This window comes from Lentzea chajnantorensis (assembly GCF_054300775.1).
Window position 1 is genome coordinate 2,970,203 of the sequence record NZ_JBSDZT010000002.1, and the last position, 21,232, is coordinate 2,991,434.

Consider the following 21,232-nt stretch of genomic DNA (forward strand, 5'->3'; position numbering starts at 1 on the left):
GGATATCCCTTGCGTTCGTTTTTCGAACTCAGCTACAGTTCGGATTCCGAACTCAGGGGGTCTCATGCGCGTCACCGAGCTCGACCGGACCACGGCACCGGCGGCGGTGGACGCCGTGTTCGCCGGTCTGTCGGCACGAAGCCGCTTCCAGCGCTTCCACTCGCCGACACCGCGCCTCACCGCCGCCGCGCGCCGGGTGCTGGTGGACGTCGACGGCACCCGGCACGCCGCCGTGTGCGCCCGCGTCGGCGATGACCCGATCGGCATCGCCCGCGTCATCCGCACCGGCGAGCGCGGCGCGGAGATCGCCGTCGCCGTCGTCGACCGCTGGCAGCGCCGCGGCGCCGGCCGGCGGTTGCTGGAGGCGCTGACCGAGGTGGCCGCCCGGCTGGGGTTCGCGGAGCTGCACGGCGACGTGCTGCCCGGCAACCACGCGATGCTCGCGCTGGTCCGCAAGGTGCTGCCCGGTGTGCAACTGAGCGAGGAGATCGACACGATCCGGCTGAGCTACCCGCTCGCCTGGGCCACCGCCGAGGTCACCGACGCGGACCTTATAGCGAGTTTGCAGGGCATTTAGAGGTCGGTGCTCGACCATGGCCCCGTGACGACTGCACGCACCGCCGGACGCAGGATCGGCCGCGCCGAGATCGTGGAACGCGCGTGCACGTGGCTGCGCGACTCGGTCCCGTACGGGCAGGCGAAGTACCACGCGAACGAGCACGGCATCTACCGCGCCGACTGCTCCGGGTTCGTGTCGATGGCCTGGGGCCTGCCCGGCAAGCCGGACGACCGCCACGGCGGCCTCGACACCCCCGGTCTCGCCGGTGTCAGCGCGGCGGTCGAGCGCACGGAGCTTCCGCGCGGGCGACATCGTCCTGCGCACCGACGGCACCGACCTGACCCGGCACGTCGTGATCTTCGCGGCGTGGGCGGAGGAACGGGACCGGTACTGGGCGTACGAGCAGGCGGGCGGGCACCGCACGCGGCTGCGGGTGGTCCGGTACCCGTACGACAGCGCGGAGGAGCTGTACGTGCCGCGGCGGTACCGCGGCGTCCTCGACTGACCGCCGACCGGCCGTTCACGGTTGACCGGCCGGTCGAACTCAGGCCGTTCGACCGGACCAAAACTTCACACCGCCTTGCTACGGTGACCGGCATGAGATCGCTGGGGATGTTGGCGGTCGCCGCGGCGGCCATCACGTTCGGCTCGTCGCTGGCCATGCCCGACGTCGCGGTCGCGGCCGCCGAGGGTGGCGCGCACTGCGGGACGTACGCGGCGAACTCGAAGATCACGCGCAGCGAGGTCCTCGCGCGGTCGCGGACGTGGATCAGCGCGCGGGTGCCCTACAGCCAGAGCGACTGCTTCGGCAACAAGTACGGCGCCTACCGCACCGACTGCTCCGGCTACGTGTCGATGGCGTGGGGCCTGCGCATCTCCTACACCACCCACATCCTCGAACAGGTCGCGCACCGCATCGACTGGGAGGACCTGCGCCCCGGCGACGCGTTGAACGACCGCCTCAACCACGTGGCGCTGTTCATCGGCTGGGCGGACGCCGCCAAGACCCGGCCGATCGTGCGCGAGCAGGCAGGCCCGGACGGGTCCCGTCCCGTGCAGCGGGTGTGGAGCGCCGCGACCGCGAGCCGGTACGTGCCGTTGCGCTACAACGGCCTGGTCGAGTCCGGCGGCGCCGGCGCGGTCACCGGCGACACCCCGGTCACCGACGCGCCGGCCGTGAGCAGCGGCCCGCAGATCTCCAACACCGCCGCGCAGTCGCTCGAGGTCTACGCGCGCGCCGCGGACGGCACGATCATCACGAACTTCCACAAGACGAGCCGCTGGGCCGGCTGGCAGCAGCTGGGCCCCGAGCTCTTCGCCGGCGACCCGGTCGCGCTGCTCAACCCGGCGACGAAGATCGTCGAGCTGTACGCGCGCGGCACCGACGGCCGGGTCTACCACCGCGCCGACGGCAAGTGGCTCGCGCTCGGCGACACGGCCGTGGCCGGCACCCCCGTGCTGCGCTGGAACGACAAGGACAAGGCCGTCGAGGTGCTCGCCCGCGGCGTGGACGGCGCGCTGCTGCGGTTCGCGGCCGGCCGCTGGGACGCGCTGGGTGACCGCAAGGTCGCCGGCGACCCCGCCGTGCTCGACAAGGACGTCTACGCCCGCAGCGACGACGGCAAGCTCGTGAAGTTCGACGGCGAGAAGTGGCAGGACCAAGGCGACGTGCAGATCGTCAGCGACCCGAGCGTCGCCGTCGACCAGGTCTTCGTCCGCAGCGCAGCCGGCAGCGTCGAGCAGTACGCGGCGGGCGTGTGGAAGACCCTCGGCGGCAAGGGCGTCGGCGCCCCGTCGGCGGTCTACAACACGACGACGGGCTCGATCGACGTGCTGCAACTCGGCGCGGAGGGCCAGGTCGAGCACTCGCGTGCCACCGACAGCGGCTGGACCGCGTGGACCAAGCTCGGCACGACCAAGGTCTCCGGGGCGCCGACCGCGATGTACCACGCGCAGACCAAGACCATCGAGGTCTTCGCCCGCACCGACGACGGCAAGCCGATCCGCCGCTTCTACAAGGAGAAGGCGGGCTGGAGCCAGTGGGCGCTGCTCGGCGACCGCACGGTCGGCTGAGCCGCTACAGCGGAAGAGGGGCCACGGCGAACCGCCGTGGCCCCTTTCGCGTTCGCGGGTCAGCAGGTCCTGGAGGGCACCCGAACGCACGGGCCGGGCGCCAAGGCGAGGACGGGTGCCTGGTCAACCCGTTCGCGCACGCCCTGCTGCCCGCCCGCCGCGACGGTGACCGGATCGTGCTCGACGGAATCGACCGGGAGGTGGTGCGCGCCGCCGAGAAGATCGCTACGTTCGCGGAACTCGGTTGCGGTTTCGGAAGGTAGCCCGTGGACACCTACATCGACCTCAGGGACGTCCGGCTCACCGGTTTCGCGAGCCAGGGCCTGATCGCCCTCGTCGCCGCGGAGTCGGTGTGGGGCGCGGTGAACGACTGGTCCGGCGGCTCGTCGACGTGGAGCTTCCTGGCGCAGGTGCTCTACCTGCCCGCCGCCGTCGCGTTCGTGCTGTGGTTCCGCAACGCCACCCACAACGCCGAGGCCATCGCGCTGCGCGGGGTCCGGACGATCACCGACGTGTGGCGGGCCAGCGACCCGTCGCAGCGCAGCAAGCCGTTCGCCGAGCGCACCACCAGTCCGTTGATCAAGCCGTGGCAGTGCGCGTTCCTCGCGATGGTGCTGACCGACCTGCTGGAGACGCTGCTGCTCGACACCGGGGCGTACCTGGTGTTCTCGACGCTGTCCACGGTGGCGGCCGTGGTCGCAGCGGGACTCGCGTGCTTCCTCGTCTGGCGCATCTCGTGGATGCAGCTGCAGTTCGCGGTGCCGCGGCCCCAGCGCCGCTGACCGTGTTGTGATCACGGGGTTCCCGTTAGCCTGACCCGATGCCGTTGCTCGGACCAGCAGACCCGCTGCCGCACGTGCCCCGGCGCATCCTGGTCGCCGGGAACGCCGGCTCCGGCAAGTCGACGCTGTGCCGGCGCATCGCCGCACTGCGCGGTGTCCGCTACGTCGAGCTCGACCGGCTGTACTGGGGTCCACAGTGGACACCGCGGCCGGAGTTCGCCGGCGAGGTCGCCGAGTTCGCGCACCAGGACCGGTGGGTGACGGAGTACCAGTACAAGGAGGTGCGCCGCGAGCTGGCCGCGCGCGCCGACACGGTCATCTGGCTCGACCACCCGTTCGCGACGGTGATGACCCGGCTCGTGCGCCGGACGGTCCGGCGGCGGGCGGGGCGGGTGGAGTTGTGGAACGGTAACCAGGAGTCGTCGCTGTGGTCGGTGTTCACGGACCCCGAGCACATCCTGCGGTGGGGCTGGAAGTCCTACGGGCGCAACCGGGCCAGGGTGCGGGCGCTGGTGGGCCAGGTCGTCGTGGTGCGGTTGAGCGGGCAGGGGCAGGTGGAGCGGTGGCTGACCGGGCCGCTGGCCGCCGTCGGTGAGGAGCGTGCGCGGTGAGGACGGCACTGGTGCTCGGCGGCAGCGGGATGCTGGCCGGCTGCGCGGGACGGCTGGTGGCACGCGGGTGGCAGGTGGTGCTGCCGTGCCGCACCCGGCCGCTGGCCGCCGACGACGGTCCCGGCCGCGCCGCGCGGGCGTCGGTGTCGCGCGGGCACCGGCCGACCTGGGTCAAGGCGGACTGGGCCAAATCGGCGGAGCTGGCCTCCGAGGTCGAGTACGAGCTGGCCGGCCGCCCGGTGAACCTGCTGGTGGCGTGGGTGCACGCGAGCTACCGGACCGCCGTGCTCACCGCCGTCGCACCGCTGTTGGCCGAGCACGCGCCGGTCGTGGAGGTGCACACGTCCGCACCGGTGCCCGACGCCGTGCTGAGCGCGCACCCCACCCAGCAGGTCCTGCTCGGCCGCTTCGCGCACGACGCCGCCCGGCACGTCGGCCAGGCCGTGCTGGACGCCGTCGTGCGGGCGCTGGAGGGCAAGCCGCCCTCGCTGCACCAGGCCGGTTCCTGAGCGCGGTCAGGGACGGCGGGCCTGTCCCAGCCCCCGCACCAGGAGCATGACCGACTCCCGCACCTCCGCCCGCGACCGCTCCGGCTGGAACACCTGCCAGTCCAGGGCGATCACGAGCAGCGTGCCGAACAACGCCGCCGACGCGGTGCCGACCTCCACGCCCTCCGGCAGACGGCCCGCGTCGGCCAGGCGCTTCATCTGACCGCGCACGATCGACACGATGTCGTCGCGCAGCAACGACAACGTCCCGTGCCACTGGCCCGGCGTCCGCCACAGCTCCGACACCAGCAGCTGGCCGAACGCCGGGTACTCGGCCCAGAAGCCGAGCATCTGGTCGACCAGCGCCTCCAGCGAGTCCTCGGACGACCCGGCCGCCTCCGCCGACCGCAGCCGGCCGGCGAGGATCTCCACCCCGTGGTGCAGCAGCGCCTCGACCAGTGCGTCCTTCGAGGCGAAGTTGTAGTAGATCGTGCCCTTGGCGACACCCGCCTCGGCGGCGATCTCGTCGACCGTCACCGAGGCCGCACCCCGTTCGCCGACCAGCTTCAACGCCGCGTCGAAGAGCTTCTGCTTCGTCGCCGTCGTCCGCGCGCTCACAGCACGAGCTCCGGCTTCAGCTTCGAGGGTGTCCACACCCGCTGCTTGTAGGCCGCCACGGACGACAAGGCTAGGGCCCCGACCAGCCAGGCGAGAAGGATCAGCGCGTCCTGTCCGACGCTGCCCAGGTCACCGCCGTACATCAGGTGCCGCAGGCCGTCGACCGCGTAGCCCATCGGCAGGCCGTAGTGCAGCGGGTAGAGCGGCACCGGGATCGTCTGCCACGGGAACGTGCCGCCCGCGCTGACCAGCTGCAGGATCAGCAGGATCAGGCCGAGGAACTTGCCCACGGCGCCGAACGCGGCGTTGAGGGCGTGCAGGATCGCGACGAACGTGAGTGACATCAGCACGAGGAACGCGAACGTGCCGAAGGGGTTCGACGGCTCGATGTCGACCACGAACCGCACGACCGAGAACATCACGAGCACCTGCACGACACCGAGCAACGCACCGGGCAACCATCCGCCCAACGCGACCCGCAACGCCGACTGGCCGGCGGCCAGCGCACGGCGTGACAGCGGGCGCAGCAGCAGGAAGAGCACGAACGCGCCGATCCACGTCGCAAGGCCGAGGAAGAACGGGGCCAGACCGGCGCCGTAGGTGGCCGCCTTCGTCTGGGACAGGCCCTTCACCGCCACCGGGTCGCCGATGGCCTTCGCGATCGCCTCGCGCGTGGGGTCGTCGGTGTCGGGGATCTTGCCCACGCCGCCGGTGAGGCCGTCGCGCAGCTGGGCGGAACCGTCCGCGAGCTGCGCGGCGCCGTCCCTGAGCTGCGGGGTGCCGGTGGCCGCCTTCTGCAGGCCGTCGCGGAGCTGGGCGTTGCCGTCGGCGAGCTTGGTGGCGCCGTCGTCGAGCCGGCCGACACCGCTGACGAGCCCCGGCATCTTCGACGAGAGCTGGGCGGCGCCGTCGGCGACCTGGTCCGCGCCGGTCGCGAGCTTGCGCAGGTTGCCCGCGGCGCCCTGGACCTTGCCGTTGGCGTTGTCGAGGGGCTGGCGGGCCTGGGTGAGGGCGGTCATGACCCGCTGCACCTGCTCCTCGGTGAACCCGAGTGCGCGCAACCGGGTCGCGACGTCGCCGTTGGCCTGGTCGAGCGCGCCGACGAGGGACTGGGCCAGCCGCGCGTACGCCTCGGCCTCGGTCGCGGCGGTCTCGTTGCCGTCCGCGACCTGGCGCGCGCCGTCGGCGATCTTCTGCGCGCCCGCGGGCAGGGCCTGGGTCTGCGACCGGAGCTCGTGCAGGCCGTCGCGCAGCTGGACGGCGCCAGCCGCGGCGGTCACCGAGCCGGTGGACAGCTGCTGCACACCGCCGTCGAGCTCGGTGAGCTTGTCGCGCAGGGTGGCGCTGCCGTCGGCGAGCTTCGCCGCGCCGTCCGCCGCCTTCGTGGTCTCCTGGCGGATCGTGGAGAAGCCCAGCAGCAGCCGGTCGGCGGCCTCGGTGGAGACCTTCTCGGTGACGGCGCGGCGCACCTCGGTGACGACCTGGTTCGCGATCGTGCTGCCGAGGTAGTTGTTGGCGTCGTTGGTCGTGAGCGTCAGCACGCCCTGGCGCGGCTTCATGTCCGCGGGCGAGGTGAGCGCCTCGGAGAAGTCCTCAGGCAGCGTGAGCGCGAAGATGTACTTGCCCTTGCGCACGCCCTCGTCGGCCTCCTCGCCGCTGCCGACGACCTGCCACTTGAACTTCCTGCCGTTGAGCAGCTCGTCGGCGACGTCCTTGCCGGCGTTGAGGTCCTTCGTCCCGCGGTCCTGCACGACGAGTGCGGCCGGGACGTTGTTCAGGTTCGAGTACGGGTCCTTGTTGGCGTACAGGTAGAGCGACGCGTACAGCAGCGGCACCAGTGCCAGTGCGAGGACGGCGAGCCGGGGGAGCGTGCCGGAGGTGATCCGGCGCAGCTCGTTGAAGGCCATGCGAAGGGCGCTCATGCGGGGGTCTCCATCTTGGTGTCGTTGTCCTCACCAAGGCGCGCGTGCGGGAGGTCGAGGATCTGGGCGGAGGAGTTCGAGCACAGGACGACGACGGACCGCTCGGGGGTCACGTGGTCGTGGGCCAGTGCGAACCACTCGCGCGGGTCGGGGTGGTAGCGGTCGGGGCAGTCGAGGACCAGCGCCGTCACGCCGGGGCGGGCGGCGGCCAGGTCGAGCAGCACCGCGCAGCGCGTCCGCGGTGGCACGTGCTCGAAGCGGCTGGCCGCGTGCTCGTCGGCCGCGTGCTCGACGAGCCAGTCGTGCACCGCCTTCTTCCCGGAGGCCATGCCGTTCATCGCGAGCTCCTCGCCGACGACGGCGGCCAGCGTCAGCGCCTCCTCCGGCTCGTTCACCTCCGGGGCGTCGACCAGGACGACGTGCTTGCGCAGCGTCTTCAGCTCGGGCGACACCGTGCCGGTGGAGGGCTTCATGCGACCGGACAGCAGCAGGCCCAGCGCCGTGTGGCCGGTGCCGGGGTCGCCGGCGACGAGGGTCAGCTCGCCCGGCCGCACGGTCAGCGAGGTCGGCCGGAGCAGGGGACCATGGGCCCCGGTGACGCCGGCGCGCTGGGCGTGGATCTCCACGGCTTTACCTTCCGTTTAAACTGACCGGTCAGTACAAATTCTCGCGCAGACCGGTGCGCCTGGCAACTCGGACATAGGTCACCTAAGGGCGGACGCGGGGCGTACTTCCCAGACGGTCCACAGCGGCCGATAGCCCTGACGCGGCCAGAAGACGCTGCTCAGCGGGTTCGGCGGGTTGTAGTAGAGGTAGGTGCCGACCGTGCCCAGGCGGTGCAGCTCCTGGTGGACGTGGGCGACGAGCTGCTGGCCGATGCCCGTGCCGCGGGCGCCGGGCAGCACCGAGACGCAGTTCACGTAGCCCCAGCGGCCGCGGGGCAGGCGCTGGGCCGCGGCCGTGCCCGGTTCGGACGCCACGACCGCGCACTCGGCGAGCGCCACCGCGACGCCGTCGCGTTCGGCGAGCCAGATCGGGCTCGCGTTGTTCAGGCGTTCGGCGAGTGCGCGGCGCTTGAGGGCCGGTGCCTCCGGTCGCACGATCGTGGAGCCCACCAGCGACGAGTACCGCAGCTCCGCGAGCGACAGCTCCACGACGCCGTCGAGGTCGCCCGGGGTGGCGCGGCGGATCGCGACCGTGCGCGGGGAGTGCGGGTGCGGGGTGCGCAGCCGGACGCCGAGGACGGACAGCGGCACCATGCCGTGGTCGAGGAACGCGCGCGCCGCGACCGTGTCCCGGCTCGGCCAGTGCACCACGCACGCCGTGTCCTCGCCGATGTCGACCTCGTCGAGGTACCGGCGGAACCGGGTGAGCAGCGCGTCCATCCCCTGCGCGGTGCCGACGAGCGGCACCAGCTCCCACACCTCGGCCGCCGACCACAGCCGGGTCGTGGAGTGCGGCTCGAACGAGTCGTGGCAGACCACGCCGGCCACGCGGGTGCCGTCGGGCAGCGCGGCGGTGAGGACGTGACCGTCGCGGGGGAGCTCGGCGGCAGGGGGCAGCAGCGGGTCCAGTGCGGCGAAGCGGGCTGACTGGGCCGCCACGAGTCCGCGTGCCGAGCTCATGGACCGGAGACTACGACGTGAGCCGGGTTCGGAAGATCGCGGTGCCGGGGAAGAGCCTGCCCCGCAGCGGGCTCCACTGCCCCCAGTTGCGGGTGTGCCCCTTCGGCCACTCCGGTTCGACCAGGTCCTCCAGGGCGAAGCCGGTCGCCGTGAGCGCGCGGACGTAGTCGCCGAGCGTGCGGTGGTGCTCGACGTAGGTGGCCCGGCCCTCGGCGTCCACCTCCACGTACGGGGTGCGGTCGAAGTACGACTGGGTGACGGTGAGTCCCATCGGGCCGGGGTCGTCGGGGAAGATCCACCTCATCGGGTGGTTCACCGCGAACACCCACCTCGCGCCGGGCTTGAGGACGCGGGCGACCTCGCTGAAGACCTGCTCGACGTCGGCCACGAACGGCACCGCGCCGAACGCCGAGCAGGCCGCGTCGAAGGTGCCGGACCGGAACGGCAGCTGGTCCGCGCTGGCCTGCACCAGCGGCACGTCGACACCCGTCTCGGCGTTGTGCTCACGCGCGTGGCGGAGCATGCCCTCGGAGATGTCGAGCGCGGTCACGTCGGCACCCCGCACCTTCAGCCAACGAGCGCACGGGGCACTGCCGCTGCCGACCTCCAGGATGCGTTGACCTGCGACTTCACCCAGGAAACCGGCGTCCTCCTCGCGCAGGCCCTCCGGGCACCAGACGAAGTCGGCCGCGCCCAGGAAGTCGCCGTGCGCGTCGTGGTAGGAGTCCGCGTCGGCGTCCCACCAGATGCGGTTCGCCACGCGCGACTCGGCGGCGTCCGCCCCGCGCTTGACGATGCCGGCCGTGCCGAGCGCGTGCTCCGCGCTCGTGTGCTGGTTGGACACACTGCTCCTTCACGTGGGGGCTGGTTTGCTTGCGCGTCTGGCAGCCGCGTACGATATCGCGTGCGTAGTGGGTTAGTGCTGCCCATGATCCAGACGGTCGGGGATTCCAGGTCGCTGCGATGCTGCGCGCGCACCACTACCACTCATTAATGCCAATCCGTACCGGAGCCACCTACCTAATGTCCACCGACACCACCACCGCCCCCGTTGCCGCTGCGCCCAAGCAGGTCGCGATCAACGACATCGGGACGGAGGAGGACTTCCTCGCAGCTATCGACGCGACGATCAAGTACTTCAACGATGGCGACATCGTTGAAGGCACGATCGTCAAGGTCGACCGGGACGAGGTCCTGCTCGACATCGGCTACAAGACCGAGGGTGTCATCCCCTCGCGCGAACTGTCGATCAAGCACGACGTCGACCCCAACGAGGTCGTCAAGGTCGGTGACGAGGTCGAGGCGCTTGTTCTCCAGAAGGAGGACAAGGAAGGCCGTCTGATCCTCTCCAAGAAGCGCGCCCAGTACGAGCGCGCGTGGGGCACCATCGAGGCCCTCAAGGAGAAGGACGAGCCCGTCAAGGGCACGGTCATCGAGGTCGTCAAGGGTGGTCTCATCCTCGACATCGGTCTCCGCGGCTTCCTCCCCGCCTCCCTCGTCGAGATGCGTCGCGTCCGCGACCTGCAGCCGTACGTCGGCCGCGAGCTCGAAGCGAAGATCATCGAGCTGGACAAGAACCGCAACAACGTGGTCCTGTCCCGCCGCGCGTGGCTGGAGCAGACCCAGTCCGAGGTCCGCAGCGAGTTCCTCAACCAGCTGCAGAAGGGCCAGGTCCGCAAGGGCGTCGTGTCCTCGATCGTCAACTTCGGTGCCTTCGTGGACCTGGGTGGCGTCGACGGTCTCGTCCACGTCTCGGAGCTGTCCTGGAAGCACATCGACCACCCGTCCGAGGTCGTCGAGGTCGGCCAGGAGGTCACGGTCGAGGTCCTCGACGTCGACATGGAGCGCGAGCGCGTCTCCCTGTCGCTGAAGGCGACCCAGGAAGACCCGTGGCGCCAGTTCGCCCGCACCCACGCGATCGGCCAGATCGTGCCGGGCAAGGTCACGAAGCTGGTTCCGTTCGGTGCGTTCGTCCGCGTGGACGAGGGCATCGAGGGCCTGGTCCACATCTCCGAGCTGGCCGAGCGCCACGTCGAGATCCCGGAGCAGGTCGTGCAGGTCGGCGACGACGTCATGGTCAAGGTCATCGACATCGACCTGGACCGCCGCCGCATCTCGCTGTCGCTCAAGCAGGCCAACGAGGGCTTCACGGTCGACACCGAGTTCGACCCGACCCAGTACGGCATGGCCGCCGAGTACGACGACCAGGGCAACTACATCTACCCCGAGGGCTTCGACCCGGAGACCCAGGAGTGGCAGGACGGCTTCGACAAGCAGCGTGAGGAGTGGGAGCGCCAGTACGCCGAGGCGCACACTCGTTACGAGGCCCACATGAAGCAGATCCGCAAGGCCGCCGAGGCCGAGGAAGAGGCTTCGGCCGAGGGTGCGGGCAACTACACCTCCGGTGGCGACGCCCCGTCCACCTCCGTCGGCGCGCCGGCCCAGTCCGGCGGCACGCTGGCCTCCGACGAGCAGCTCGCGGCGCTCCGCGAGAAGCTGTCGGGCGGCATGTGAGCCACCCCGGCACCTTCGGGTAGCTGACTGACGAAGGCCCCCGCACCTCACGGTGCGGGGGCCTTCGCCGTTGTTGCCGCCGGCATCTGCAAGTACTGCCAACTCAAGATCAACAGGCACCTGACTGCAACCAACTGCTCGACTTGTCCACAGATGGGCGCGGGCGCCTCCGCGACACGGCACACCTGTGCAGGCTGAGGTCCATGGACGAGTGGATCGACGAGGTCATCGAGCACGACGGTTTGGACGCTGTGTGGGCGGCGGACGACGCGATCCGCCGCGAGCTCGTGACCAGGGAGGAGATTGCGGAATCGTTGGCGTCCCGCCCAGGCGGTCGTGGCGATGGCGTTGCGAAGCTGCGGCTGGCGGAGGCGGATGGTCGTGCCGAGTCGATGCTGGAGACCGCCGGGCGGCTCGCGTTGAACGACGGCGGCGTTCCGTTGCCGGTTCTGCTGTGCGGCGTGGCCTCAGGGGGACGGACCAGTTGGGTGCAGTTGGAGGCGGGGCGAGGGCGAGTTGGTAGTACTCGCAGATGCCACAAAGACGGGCGGGGCGCCACTCGTTCACTCTGTGGTGAAGGGCTGAGTCCGTTGTGTAGGTTGAGAAACCTATGCGTGGGATACGTTTCTTCATGGCACTCGGCGCGGCGGCGCTCACCGCCGCCTGCTCGTCCGCGGCCCCGCAGTCCTCGGCGCCGCCGCCGCAGATCCCGAAGATCACCCCGCCGACCACGCAGTCGAAGGCACTGGCGATGGTCGACCGGCCCGCGCTGCCCGACGACTGCGACCTCGTGGTCGACGTGGACACGATGAACGCGATCCTCGGCCAGGAGCTGCCGGGGGAGCCGCAGATCATCATCGGCGTCAAGGAACCGGGCATCGGCCGCACCGGCAAGATCGACTGCTACTACGGCATCCCGCCCAAGCAGGGGCTGCCGGCCGCGAAGATCATCATCGGCCTGTCGACCTACACCGACGAGCTCACCGCCCGCACCCGCGTCGCGGAGAGCGTCGAGGCGGAGCGGCAGGACGGGGCGAAGATCACCGAGGTCGACGTCGGCAAGCAGAAGGGCACGCTCATCGAGGGCAAGGACGAGCAGCTGCTCATCGGGTCGCTGGGCAAGTCGACGTTCGTGGTGCGCTCGCGCAACGGCTTCGTGCCGCCGCAGAACCTCACGAAGATCCTGCCGCCGCTGGCGCAGCAGGCGATGACACCGCCGGTCTAGCGTCGCGGTCCTGCTCGCCCCCGCGGCCCGGCTAACCTGACCGGCATGCTCAGGGTGGGATTGACCGGCGGGATCGGGTCGGGCAAGTCGACGGTCGCGCGGCTGCTCGAAGAACGCGGCGCGACGATCATCGACGCCGACAAGCTGGCGCGCGAGGTGCTGGAACCGGGCACCGACGGCCTCGCGGAGGTCGTGCAGGCGTTCGGTGACGACGTGCTCAACGCCGACGGCACGCTGAACCGGGCCGCGCTGGCGGCCAAGGCGTTCGCGACCGAGGAGGCGCGGCAGACGCTCAACGGCATCACGCACCCCCGCATCGGGCAGCTCACCGCGGAGCGGATGGCGGCGGCGGACGGCATCGTGGTGCACGACATCCCGTTGCTCGTGGAACGTGACCTGGCTGCCGCCTACCACCTGGTCATCGTCGTGCACGCGGACGCGCAGACCCGGCTGCACCGCCTCGTCACCAGCCGCGGGATGGCCGAGGACGACGCGCGGAACCGGATCGCCGCGCAGGCCACCGAGGAGCAGCGCCGGGCGGCCGCGGACGTGTGGCTCGACAACTCCGGCGAGGTCCCGGACGTGACGGCGCTGTGGGACCGGCTCGTCCGGTTCGAGGAGAACGTGCGGACGCGGATGTACGCGTCGGGGCAGCCGGTCGTGGTGCCCTACGACGAGACGTGGCCGGCGCAGGCCGGGCGGGTCGCGCGGCGGATCGGCCTGGCCGCGGGCGGGCGGCACGTCGAGCACATCGGGTCGACGAGCGTTCCGGGGCTCGCGGCGAAGGACGTGCTGGACTTCCAGCTCGCCGTCGAGGACATGGAGACCGCCGACGGGTTGCGGGAAGTGCTGGCGCAGGCCGGTTTCCCGTACGTGGGACCGTACGAGGACACGCCACGCGGTGAGGACGGCGGCTGGGACAAGCGGCTGCACGCGGGTGCGGATCCGGGGCGGCGGGTGAACCTGCACCTGCGGGTCGAGGGCGCGGCCAACTGGCGGTGGGCGGTCGACTTCCGCGACTGGCTGCGGCACGACGCGCGGGCCCGCGAGGAGTACGAGAACGTGAAACTCGAACTGTCACAACGGTTTGCGGGCCACGACAGCGGGTTCGCCTACGGTGACGCGAAGGAGCCGTTCATGGTCGCCGCGGTGGAGCGGATCAAGGCCTACAGGGGCGGCCAGGCGTCGTAGATGCCGTGCCACGTCAGCCACGAGGTGAGGTTGTGGTTGACGTTGCTGAGCTCTTCGAGGGTGCGGTGGACCGTGCGCAGCGCTTGGTCGGCATCGCCCGGCTGCAGCACGCGGCCCGCGACGGCGGCGGCGAACTCCTCGCTGCGCACGATGCGGGCCGTGGTGCCACCGGGAACGGCCAGGCCCAGCAGCAGGTCCGTGGTCTGCCAGTGGCGGTGGTCGCGCTCGACGCGCACGGCCGTCAGCACGCTCGGGCCGCTGCGCGCGTGCCGTGACCGCGGGTGGAACGTGGTGAGCCGCACGCCGACGTCGGGCAGCAGCCACGTCACCTCGGAGTCGGAGAACGGGTCCTCCGGTGTGGGGTGCTCGATCCGCAGACCCCAGCGCTCCACGTGGCACGAGCTGAGGTGCCGCATGCCCCCGGATGAATAGCTCCGGACGCCCGAAATGGTGTCGACAGTGTCGACCAGCTGAGGTGTAGTGACCGCTCCCACGACGCCGAGGGTAGTCAAATATGTGCTCGCAGTTACACGGCGGATCGATTTGTTACGTCACGGTCAGATGACGACCACACTCTGTGTATCAACGCCAGGTCGTAGGACAACCCGAATAGGTGAGCCACCGAACCACGTCGTGACCGTGTGCTGAAATTCCGGACAGCGCCGCATAGGTGGTTTCCAATGCCCATTGCGCGCGTTCCGCGGTGATGAAGTTGTGCTGGAGCGCGCTCAGCAGCTCGTCGGTGTCGAGGACCGTGGTGCTGCGGCCCGTCCGGACGAGGAGGTCGAGGTAGAGGTCGGTCGTGCGCCACACGCTGCCGATCGCCGAGATCTCCACGACGTCGACGTAGAAGTCGAAGTCCTGCTCGTGGCCGCGGTGCCAGGACTGGCGGGTGACCCGCAGGTTCAGCTTGGGCAGGAACCAGCTCTCGAAGTGGCTGATCCTCGGATGCCCGGAGAGCGGGCGGAACATGTAGAGCCCGGCCGGGGTGAGGCGGTACTCGTCGACACTCCTCAGCTGCCCCTTGGGATCGGTGTTGCTCTTGGCGTCCAGGTCGAAGTACTCGATCTTCGGCGGATGGATGTGTGCCACGTCAGCGATACTGCCATCAGATTCGTCAGCGGCCACTTAGGATCGCGCGCATGTTCGGGATCATCCGCCCCTGCCGCAACAGGTTGGGCGCTGAGCTGCGGTCCGCGTGGCTCGCGCACCTGTGCGGGATGTGCCTCTCGCTGCGCGACGAGCACGGTCATCTGTCACGTCTCGTCACCAACTACGACGGGTTGATGATCTCAGCCGCGGTCGAGGCGCAGACCGGTCTGTCGCGCCGGTCCGCCGGGCCGTGCGCGTTGCGCGGCATGAAGTCTGCGGACGTGGCCGTGGGTGCGGGCGCGCGGCTGGCGGCATCGGTGTCGCTGGTGCTGGCCTCGTTGAAGGTCCACGACCACGTCGACGACGGTGACGGGCTGGCCGGCCGGGTCGGCTGGGCCGGGCGCGCGGTCGCCCAGCGGTGGGCGGCCAAGGGCATCGGAACGGCCGCTGACCTCGGGTTCGACGCGTCGGTGATGATCGAATCGGTGCGCCGGCAGACGCTCGTCGAGGCAGCGGCGGGGCTGGGCAGCTCGGTGCTGGCCGTGACCGAGCCGACGGAGACCGCCACCGGGTTCGCGGTGGCGCAGACGGCGATCATCGCGGGGCGGCCGGCGAATGCGGAGCCGTTGCGCGAGGTCGGGCGGCTGTTCGGGCGGGTCGCCCATCTGATCGACGCGGCGGAGGACCTGGAGGAGGACCGCGCCTCGGGCTCGTGGAACCCGTTGCTGGCCACCGGGACGTCGGTGCAGGAGGCGCACCGGCTGTGCCTGGACGCGGTGGCGGGCATCCGGCTCGCGCTGGCCGAGGTCGAGTTCGTGGACGGGCGGCTGGTGCACAAGCTGCTGGTGCACGAGCTGGAGGAGTCGATCGTCCGGGTGTTCGGCAAGCGGAAGCGCCACCAGCACCCGCCGGACAAGCCGCGCTGGTCGGATCCGGGCAGCGGGCTGTGGGCGTACCCGAGGCTGAACTGGCAGCGGCAGCCGCGCGGGTGCTTCGAGGGCTGCGGGGCGTTCCTCTACATGTGCGGCACGTGCCAGTTCTGCTGCCGCGACCCGTTCCCGGGACCGTGGAGCGACAAGCGGCGCGACGGGTGCGACCCGGGGCCGGACTGCGGCCCGAACTGCGACTGCGACTGCAACTGCTGTCCGTGCGATTAGAGGGCTCTGACCAGGCACAATCTGAAATTGTCAGACCCCCGGCGTAACGTGCTTCCCGTGGCATTCGCAACCGAGCTCCCGCAAGAGGAGAGCACCGTCAAGGCGCACTCCGAGCACCGTCCCGTCGGCGAGATCACCCGCACCGGCGGGCAGTTCCGCGTGGTCAGCGAGTACCAGCCGGCGGGCGACCAGCCGGCGGCCATCGCCGATCTGGAGCGGCGCGTGCGCTCGGGCGAGCGGGACGTGGTGCTGCTCGGCGCCACCGGTACCGGCAAGTCGGCGACGACGGCGTGGCTGGTCGAGCGGTTGCAGCGGCCGACGCTGGTCATGGCGCCGAACAAGACGCTGGCGGCGCAGCTGGCGAACGAGCTGAAGGAGCTCTTCCCGCAGAACGCGGTGGAGTACTTCGTCAGCTACTACGACTACTACCAGCCAGAGGCGTACATCCCGCAGACGGACACGTACATCGAGAAGGACTCCTCGATCAACGAGGACGTCGAGCGGCTGCGGCACTCCGCCACCATGTCGCTGCTGACCCGGCGCGACGTCATCGTGGTCGCGTCCGTCTCGTGCATCTACGGCCTCGGCACGCCGCAGTCGTACCTCGACCGCTCGATCCCGCTGGCCACCGGGGCCGAGGTCGACCGCGACCAGTTCCTGCGCGCCCTGGTGGACGTGCAGTACACGCGCAACGACATGTCGTTCACCCGCGGCACCTTCCGCGTGCGCGGCGACACGGTCGAGATCATCCCGTCCTACGAGGAGCTCGCGGTGCGCGTCGAGTTCTTCGGCGACGAGATCGACAAGCTCTACTACCTGCACCCGCTGACCGGTGACGTGGTCCGCGAGGTGGAGGACCTGCGGATCTTCCCGGCCACCCACTACGTCGCGGGCCCCGAGCGCATGGAGCGCGCCATCCGGGACATCGAGGCGGAGCTGGAGACGACGCTCGCGCAGATGGAGCGCCAGGGCAAGCTGCTGGAGGCCCAGCGGCTGCGCATGCGCACCCAGTACGACATCGAGATGATGCGCCAGGTCGGTTTCTGCAACGGCATCGAGAACTACTCCCGCCACATCGACGGCCGCGCCGCCGGCACCGCCCCCGCCACGCTGCTCGACTACTTCCCCGACGACTTCCTGATGGTCATCGACGAGTCGCACGTGACCGTCCCGCAGATCGGCGGCATGTACGAGGGCGACGCCTCCCGCAAGCGCAACCTCGTGGAGCACGGCTTCCGCCTGCCGTCCGCCCTCGACAACCGCCCGCTCACGTGGGAGGAGTTCGCGGACCGCATCGGCCAGGTCGTGTACCTGTCGGCGACCCCGGGCCCGTACGAGATGGGCCAGGCGGGCGGCGAGTTCGTCGAGCAGGTCATCCGCCCGACCGGCCTGGTCGACCCGGAGGTCGTCGTGAAGCCGACCGAGGGCCAGATCGACGACCTGGTCCACTCGATCCGCGAGCGGGCCGAGCGCGACGAGCGCGTCCTGGTCACCACGCTGACCAAGAAGATGGCCGAGGACCTCACGGACTACCTGCTGGAGCTCGGCATCCGGGTTCGCTACCTGCACTCCGAGGTCGACACCCTGCGCCGCGTCGAGCTGCTGCGCCAGCTGCGCCTCGGCGAGTACGACGTGCTGATCGGCATCAACCTGCTGCGCGAGGGCCTCGACCTGCCCGAGGTGTCCCTGGTCGCGATCCTCGACGCGGACAAGGAGGGCTTCCTGCGCTCGGGCACCTCCCTGGTGCAGACGATCGGCCGTGCGGCCCGCAACGTGTCCGGCGAGGTCCACATGTACGCGGACAAGATCACCGACTCGATGCGGCACGCGATCGACGAGACGAACCGCCGCCGCGCCAAGCAGATCGCCTACAACGAGGAACGCGGCATCGACCCGCAGCCGCTGCGCAAGAAGATCACCGACATCCTCGAGACGGTGTACTCCGAAGCCGACGACGAGGTGCCGGTCGGCGGCTCCGGCCGCAACCAGTCCCGCGGCAAGCGCGCCACCGGCGAAGGCGGCCGTTCCGCCGGCGTCCTGCAGTCCCACGAACGCGCGGGCATGGCCCGCTCCGAGCTCGCCGACCTCGTGCAGCAGCTGACCGACCAGATGATGAACGCGGCCCGCGACCTGCAGTTCGAGCTGGCCGCGCGCCTGCGTGACGAGGTCCAGGACCTGAAGAAGGAGCTGCGGGGCATGGACGCAGCCGGCGTGAAGTAGTCCCACGGCGGGGGCGCCACAACGCAAGCGCCCCCGCTCCTCGCTTCGGCACGCGGCCAGCATGGAGTAGCTCCGTGGCGGGTGTCGTCTGCTACGCAGGCGCCCGCTCCTCGCTTCGGCACGTGGCCCGTGTGACGTAGCCCCGCAGCGGAGGCTGCCCACAACGCAAGCGCGCCTGCTTTTGCCTTGGCACGCGACCGGCGTGGAGTACCCCGTGGCGGGTGCCGTCCGTTACGCAGGTGCCCCGCTCCTCGCTTCGGCACGGGGCCAGTTGAACTCCACCGCCGACCGCGATGGCTTCGCACCGCGACTGATTCGGGCTGCCGTGTCTCCGGGCCGTCTCGGTGCGCAGCGGTCCAGTCGGTGGGTCGCCCTGCGCTCCAAGCCGCGTTGGCATCGTGCGGGCTGCGTTGGCTCTGGATCACCTCGGCACTGGGTCGCAGCGCGCCTCGCCGTTTCCGCGACGACAGCAACCGCCGCTATACCACCGCCCGCAAGGCCAACCCCATCGTCTCGTTTCGCCACAACGGCGCCACCGCCGTCCCGCAACACCCGCCCTGTCCCCACCTCCACCGCGCACAACGCAGGTCCCACCGCACCCGCACAGTCCACAGTGGACGACCAGTCGCTCACCGTGAAGCCGGCAACTGCGGCGCGTAAATCGCCCTCTGGGGTGAGATGTCGGCTGACAACACCCATTCGAGCGTGATGCGGCCATGATCTCCCGGTGGACGTCGACACCCACCTCGCCGCGGTGGAGCAGGCGCTGATCGCGATGCGGCGCAGCCAGTCACGCAGGGCGCTCGCCGAGCTGGCCGTACCGGCCTTCGACGTGCTCGACGTGATCGAAGCGGCCGAGCGGGGCGGGGTGCAGGCCACGGTTTCCGGGGTTGCGGCGGCTTTGCACGTCGATCAGCCGCGGGCCAGCAAACTCGTCACCAGCGCCGTGGACGCCGGGCTGGTCGCGCGCGTCGCCGACAAGGCGGACGGGCGGCGGGTGCTGCTCGTGCGCACGCCGCGGGGGCGGGCCACCAGTGCCGAGCTGCACCGGGCGCGGCAGACGGCCTGTGCGGCGGCGATGGCGGAGTGGAGCGAGGACGAGCGGGCGGCGTTCGCGGAGCTGCTCACTCGTTTCGTCGCGGGCTTCGGCGGGCGATAATCGCGTTGTGACGATGGACGAGCTGATCGCCTACTGCGCCGCCAAACCCGGCGCGGAGGAGACGTACCCGTGGGGTGAGGCCGAGCTCGTCTGCAAGGTGGGAGGGAAGGCCTTCGCCTTCGTCGGGCTGGACGTGCACACCGTCGGGCTCAAGTGCGGAGCCGACGGGGAGGCCGCCGCGGTGTGGAGAGAGCGCTTTCCCGCGGACATCACGGTGAGCGGGTACATCGGGCGTTACGGGTGGAACACCATCGCGCTCAAGGGTTCGGTGCCCGACGACGACCTGCTGGAGCTGGTGGACGGGTCCTACGACGCCGTCGTCGCGCGGCTGCCGAAGCGGAAGCGGCCGGTCTAGCCCCGGTTTTCGATCTTCCACCACTCCGGACAGTGGTTGTCCGCATTCGGTCTTACCGTTGCGCCATGGCAACCGAAATCCAGGTGACGATGGACGCGGCGGACCCGGCGAAGCTGGCCGCCTTCTGGGCGGAGGCGCTCGGGTACGTGGTGCAGCCGCCGCCCGGCGGGTTCGCGACGTGGGAGGAGTTCGCTCAGGCGAACAACATCCCGCAGGAGCGGTGGAACGACTACTCGGCGATCATCGACCCGGACGGCGCGGGGCCGCGGTTCTTCTTCCAGCGCGTGCCGGAGGGCAAGACGGCCAAGAACCGCGTCCACCTCGACGTGAACGCGGGTCTTGAGGCCGTCGACCGGCTCGTCGCCCTCGGTGCGACGAAGGTCGAGGAGTTCGACCAGGGCCGGATGGGGCACTGGGTCGTCATGCTCGACCCCGAGGGCAACGAGTTCTGCGTGCAGGGCAAGCACTAGCTAGCTGGTGATGTCCTTCGTGATGAACCGGCGTGCCGCGAGCAGCGTGAAGATGCCGCCGTAGACGAGCGCGGAGAACACCCCGCGCGTCATCTCCGACCAGTCCACGTCGGTCGAGAGCAGGTCGGCCCACGCCATCGAGTAGTGCGTCGGCAGGTAGTTGCGCAGGTCCCCGAGCGGTTCGATCTGGTCGAGGATCTGCGACAGGATCGACACGAGCACCGTGCCGCCGACCGCGCCGAGCGGCGCGTCGGTGGACACGGACAGGAACAGCGCCAGGCCCGCCACCCAGAACAGGTTGATCGCGATGTAGCAGACGGCGAGCCCCATGCCGAGCACGCCGTCCGCGAACGGTGCCGCCTCACCGGTCGGGCTCACGACCTCGCCCGCGCCGTACCACAGCACGCCGACGCCGAGCGCGACCGCGGGCAGCAGTGCGAGGGCGAAGAAGCTGAGGAGGCCGCTGCTGATCGCTTTCTGGCGCAGCAGGCGGTGGCGCGGGATCGGTGCGGCCAGCAGGTACTTGAGGCTCGACCACGACGCCTCGGACGCGATCGTGTCGCCGAAGAACAGCGCCACGATCATCGGCAGCAGGAAGCTGCCGCTCACGAACAGCGTCAGCACCACGAAGTTGATGCCGCTGGCCGTGGCGAGGTCGACGAAACCGCCGGAGCGGCGGTTCTGGCTCTCGCCCAGCTCGAAGCTCAGGGCCAGGATGAACGGCAGCAGCACCAGGAAGCCCAGCACGAGCTGGGTGCGGCGGCGCTTGACCTGGCGCTGCAGCTCGACGCTGATCCGCAGGGTCCTGCGGGCCCGGTAACCCTGCGAGGAGCCGTCCTCGGCCACCTCGGTCTGCTGGTGGGCAGCGGCCTCGGTGAGGTCGCTGATCGCTCCGGGGTCGGTGTGGACGCCGTTCTCGCTCACCGGTCCACCTCCTCGTGCCGGCCGACCTCGTCGGTGGCGGTCGTGACGCGCGCGCCGACAACGCCGGTGCTCGTCGTGATCTGCCCGCCGACGCCGTCGGCCGGGTCGTGCTCGCCGTGACCGGCCGGGCTGTGCTCGCCCGGCGCGTCGGCACCCACCGGGGTGTTCGCCATGTCGGCGTCCACCGGTGTGCCCGGCACATCGGTGCCTGCCACGTCAGCGGTCGCTGGGGCGCTCGCCGTGCCGG

The 21,232-nt window shown here is 70.6% G+C and carries 23 protein-coding genes; 14 read left to right on the forward strand and 9 right to left on the reverse strand.

Going from position 1 to position 21,232, the window contains the following annotated elements; genetic code table 11:
- The first annotated feature begins 64 nt into the window (after positions 1–64).
- From ACVDFE_RS15335 to ACVDFE_RS15360, 6 genes are all read left to right on the forward strand, one after another.
- A complete protein-coding gene (locus ACVDFE_RS15335; RefSeq protein ID WP_458430824.1) occupies positions 65–577 on the forward strand; it encodes an N-acetyltransferase family protein in 513 nt (170 codons plus the stop codon).
- A 247-nt stretch (positions 578–824) separates the two neighbouring features.
- Positions 825–1,064: a hypothetical protein gene (locus ACVDFE_RS15340; protein ID WP_458430825.1), complete on the forward strand. Its 240-nt coding sequence runs from the start codon at positions 825–827 to the stop codon at positions 1,062–1,064.
- A 92-nt stretch (positions 1,065–1,156) separates the two neighbouring features.
- On the forward strand, positions 1,157–2,632 hold the full coding sequence (locus ACVDFE_RS15345; protein ID WP_458430826.1) for a hypothetical protein: 1,476 nt from the start codon (positions 1,157–1,159) through the stop codon (positions 2,630–2,632).
- Between the two features lie 266 nt (positions 2,633–2,898).
- On the forward strand, positions 2,899–3,414 hold the full coding sequence (locus ACVDFE_RS15350) for a hypothetical protein (protein WP_360390029.1): 516 nt from the start codon (positions 2,899–2,901) through the stop codon (positions 3,412–3,414).
- A 38-nt stretch (positions 3,415–3,452) separates the two neighbouring features.
- Positions 3,453–4,025, forward strand: coding sequence for an AAA family ATPase (locus ACVDFE_RS15355; RefSeq protein WP_458430827.1), 573 nt, complete (start codon positions 3,453–3,455; stop codon positions 4,023–4,025).
- Positions 4,022–4,534 carry a hypothetical protein gene (locus ACVDFE_RS15360; protein ID WP_458430828.1) on the forward strand — a complete coding sequence of 171 codons (513 nt, stop codon included), beginning with the start codon at positions 4,022–4,024 and terminating at the stop codon, positions 4,532–4,534. The genes ACVDFE_RS15355 and ACVDFE_RS15360 overlap by 4 nt, the downstream gene beginning before the upstream one ends.
- A 6-nt stretch (positions 4,535–4,540) precedes the next feature.
- On the opposite strand, the gene ACVDFE_RS15365 is transcribed toward ACVDFE_RS15360, so the two are convergent.
- From ACVDFE_RS15365 to ACVDFE_RS15385, 5 genes are all read right to left on the reverse strand, one after another.
- Positions 4,541–5,131 (reverse strand): TetR/AcrR family transcriptional regulator, encoded by a 591-nt coding sequence (locus tag ACVDFE_RS15365; protein WP_458430829.1) that lies wholly within the window; start codon positions 5,129–5,131, stop codon positions 4,541–4,543.
- Positions 5,128–7,053, reverse strand: coding sequence for a YhgE/Pip family protein (locus ACVDFE_RS15370; RefSeq protein ID WP_458430830.1), 1,926 nt, complete (start codon positions 7,051–7,053; stop codon positions 5,128–5,130). Before ACVDFE_RS15370 ends, ACVDFE_RS15365 begins: the two co-directional genes overlap by 4 nt.
- Positions 7,050–7,679, reverse strand: a complete 630-nt coding sequence (locus tag ACVDFE_RS15375; RefSeq protein ID WP_458430831.1) for an ATP-binding cassette domain-containing protein — start codon at positions 7,677–7,679, stop codon at positions 7,050–7,052. The genes ACVDFE_RS15370 and ACVDFE_RS15375 overlap by 4 nt, the downstream gene beginning before the upstream one ends.
- A gap of 78 nt (positions 7,680–7,757) precedes the next feature.
- Positions 7,758–8,678, reverse strand: coding sequence for an N-acetyltransferase family protein (locus ACVDFE_RS15380; RefSeq protein WP_458430832.1), 921 nt, complete (start codon positions 8,676–8,678; stop codon positions 7,758–7,760).
- Between the two features lie 10 nt (positions 8,679–8,688).
- Positions 8,689–9,522, reverse strand: coding sequence for a class I SAM-dependent methyltransferase (locus ACVDFE_RS15385; protein WP_360397689.1), 834 nt, complete (start codon positions 9,520–9,522; stop codon positions 8,689–8,691).
- A 179-nt stretch (positions 9,523–9,701) separates the two neighbouring features.
- Here ACVDFE_RS15385 and rpsA point away from each other — a divergent pair, with 179 nt between their 5' ends.
- The 3 genes from rpsA (at position 9,702) to coaE (ending at position 13,608) form a co-directional block, all read left to right on the forward strand.
- Positions 9,702–11,192, forward strand: a complete 1,491-nt coding sequence (gene rpsA / locus ACVDFE_RS15390) for a 30S ribosomal protein S1 (protein WP_360397691.1) — start codon at positions 9,702–9,704, stop codon at positions 11,190–11,192.
- Positions 11,193–11,802: 610 nt separating this feature from the next.
- Positions 11,803–12,417: a hypothetical protein gene (locus ACVDFE_RS15395; RefSeq protein ID WP_360397693.1), complete on the forward strand. Its 615-nt coding sequence runs from the start codon at positions 11,803–11,805 to the stop codon at positions 12,415–12,417.
- 45 nt (positions 12,418–12,462) lie between these two features.
- Positions 12,463–13,608, forward strand: coding sequence for a dephospho-CoA kinase (gene coaE, locus ACVDFE_RS15400; protein ID WP_458430833.1), 1,146 nt, complete (start codon positions 12,463–12,465; stop codon positions 13,606–13,608).
- On the opposite strand, the gene ACVDFE_RS15405 is transcribed toward coaE, so the two are convergent.
- Together ACVDFE_RS15405 and ACVDFE_RS15410 are read right to left on the reverse strand one after the other, a co-directional pair.
- Entirely contained in the window at positions 13,584–14,024 is a 441-nt protein-coding gene (locus tag ACVDFE_RS15405; RefSeq protein ID WP_458430834.1) for a DUF402 domain-containing protein, read from the reverse strand. The genes coaE and ACVDFE_RS15405 overlap by 25 nt on opposite strands.
- Positions 14,025–14,190: 166 nt before the next feature.
- Positions 14,191–14,700, reverse strand: coding sequence for a DUF402 domain-containing protein (locus ACVDFE_RS15410; RefSeq protein ID WP_360397699.1), 510 nt, complete (start codon positions 14,698–14,700; stop codon positions 14,191–14,193).
- Positions 14,701–14,750: 50 nt separating this feature from the next.
- Here ACVDFE_RS15410 and ACVDFE_RS15415 point away from each other — a divergent pair, with 50 nt between their 5' ends.
- The 5 genes from ACVDFE_RS15415 (at position 14,751) to ACVDFE_RS15435 (ending at position 20,061) form a co-directional block, all read left to right on the forward strand.
- A complete protein-coding gene (locus ACVDFE_RS15415; RefSeq protein WP_458430835.1) occupies positions 14,751–15,857 on the forward strand; it encodes a DUF5685 family protein in 1,107 nt (368 codons plus the stop codon).
- Between the two features lie 57 nt (positions 15,858–15,914).
- A complete protein-coding gene (gene uvrB, locus ACVDFE_RS15420) occupies positions 15,915–18,077 on the forward strand; it encodes an excinuclease ABC subunit UvrB (protein ID WP_360397703.1) in 2,163 nt (720 codons plus the stop codon).
- A 727-nt stretch (positions 18,078–18,804) separates the two neighbouring features.
- Positions 18,805–19,236, forward strand: a complete 432-nt coding sequence (locus ACVDFE_RS15425) for a MarR family winged helix-turn-helix transcriptional regulator (protein WP_458430836.1) — start codon at positions 18,805–18,807, stop codon at positions 19,234–19,236.
- A gap of 13 nt (positions 19,237–19,249) precedes the next feature.
- On the forward strand, positions 19,250–19,591 hold the full coding sequence (locus ACVDFE_RS15430) for an MmcQ/YjbR family DNA-binding protein (RefSeq protein ID WP_360397707.1): 342 nt from the start codon (positions 19,250–19,252) through the stop codon (positions 19,589–19,591).
- Positions 19,592–19,656: 65 nt separating this feature from the next.
- Entirely contained in the window at positions 19,657–20,061 is a 405-nt protein-coding gene (locus tag ACVDFE_RS15435) for a VOC family protein (protein WP_360397709.1), read from the forward strand.
- Here ACVDFE_RS15435 and ACVDFE_RS15440 read toward each other — a convergent pair whose 3' ends face one another.
- Both ACVDFE_RS15440 and ACVDFE_RS15445 read right to left on the reverse strand, forming a co-directional pair.
- Positions 20,062–20,985 (reverse strand): ABC transporter permease, encoded by a 924-nt coding sequence (locus tag ACVDFE_RS15440; RefSeq protein ID WP_458430837.1) that lies wholly within the window; start codon positions 20,983–20,985, stop codon positions 20,062–20,064. It abuts the gene before it with no gap.
- Positions 20,982–21,200: a hypothetical protein gene (locus ACVDFE_RS15445; RefSeq protein WP_458430838.1), complete on the reverse strand. Its 219-nt coding sequence runs from the start codon at positions 21,198–21,200 to the stop codon at positions 20,982–20,984. The genes ACVDFE_RS15440 and ACVDFE_RS15445 overlap by 4 nt, the downstream gene beginning before the upstream one ends.
- Positions 21,201–21,232: the final 32 nt, after the last annotated feature.